We start from the raw sequence: 1409 nt of genomic DNA on the forward strand, positions 1-1409 counted from the left end.
CCTGCGGCAGCAGGCGGCCCGAACCAGGTGGTCAGCGCGTCCACAAGGCCCCGTTGGGCTCCCGCCCCGGCCCAAGCCACATAACCATCGGGCCGGATCAAGGCCGCGTCGGGCGCAACGACACTCCCGAGAGCCGGGAGGTCCCAGATACCGGCGTAACCGGCGTCGATCTGCCGGACCCGTTCTGCCCAAGGCGCGATGTCCAGTCTGCCGGGCTCACCGAGGTTGAGCAGCACGGGCCGCGCGTCGTGCAGCAAGGTGAAGACCCGCAACGGTCCGCCGGCGGTGGTCAGATCGAGATCGGGCATTCGCCGCCCAAGCAGCGGGTGCCCCTCGCCGAGGTCGTAGTGGACACCCAGGCCGGACATCTCGGCTGCGATCTTTTTGCGGGGTTCATCCATGCCGAGCAACTCGGCAACGGTGTCGGCCAAGGCCTTGCTGCGGTCATCCGTGCGGCGAAGCGCGACCTGCGCCATCGTGTTACGCAACACGCGGGCGGCAACCGGATGGCGCTCGGCATGATAGCTGTCGAGAAGGCTTTCCGGCGATATCCCCTTGATGACCTGGGCCAGCTTCCATCCAAGGTTCACCGCATCCTGCACGCCGATGTTGAGGCCCTGTCCACCCATCGGCGGATGGACGTGGGCGGCATCGCCGGCCAGGAGCACGCGTCTGTCGCGATATGCGGCAGCCTGGCGCGTCATGTCGGTGAAGCGGGAGAGCCAGGTCGGGCTGTGGACCCCGAAATCGGTGCCATAGATGGCAGCCAGCGCCTCGCTGAGCTCGCGTAGCGTCGGTTCGCCGCGCGCCTCCAGGCGGGGCTCCGTCAGCACGACGCCAACCTTCTTGCCGTCCTCGATCTTACCCAGGGCATGAATTCCGGAGGCGTTGCTGCGGAAGCCCCATGGCGGTTCTTCCGACATTTCGACCTCGGCAATCATCCAGCTCATCGTCGGATCCCATCCGGCGAACTCGATACCGGCCGCCTTGCGAATGGTGCTGCGGCCTCCGTCGCAGCCGACCAGATATGCGGCCCTCAGGCGGTGACCGGTGGACAGTTCGACGTCGACGCCGCTGTCGTCCTGGATAAACCCCGCAACCTCGTGTTCACGATAGATCGGCACCTTCAACTCGCCGACCCAGTCGGCCAGGATGCGCTCGATGTGGTTCTGCCGCAACGCCAACAGGTAATTGTGCCGGGTTGGGAAATCGCTGATGTCTAGGCGGATCATGTGAAAACCTACGGCCGGGCTCACTTGGCCCTGCGAGAGGAACCGATCGGCAATTCCGCGCTGGTCGAGCACCTCGATGGTGCGTGCATGGAGGCCGCCTGCGCGCAGGCCGGCAAGTTTCTGATCCGGCCGCCTTTCGACAATGGCAACGTCGACGCCTGCTAGCGCCAGTTCGCC

The 1409-nt window shown here is 65.9% G+C and carries 1 protein-coding gene; it reads right to left on the reverse strand.

Annotation, left to right across the window (positions count from 1 at the left end; genetic code table 11):
• A partial coding sequence (locus tag EN925_RS35815) for an FAD-dependent monooxygenase (protein ID WP_128337367.1) occupies positions 1-1409 on the reverse strand: 1409 nt, incomplete at both ends.

The sequence above is a fragment of the Mesorhizobium sp. M7A.F.Ca.US.006.04.2.1 genome (assembly GCF_004022915.1).
GTDB lineage: Bacteria > Pseudomonadota > Alphaproteobacteria > Rhizobiales > Rhizobiaceae > Mesorhizobium > Mesorhizobium ciceri.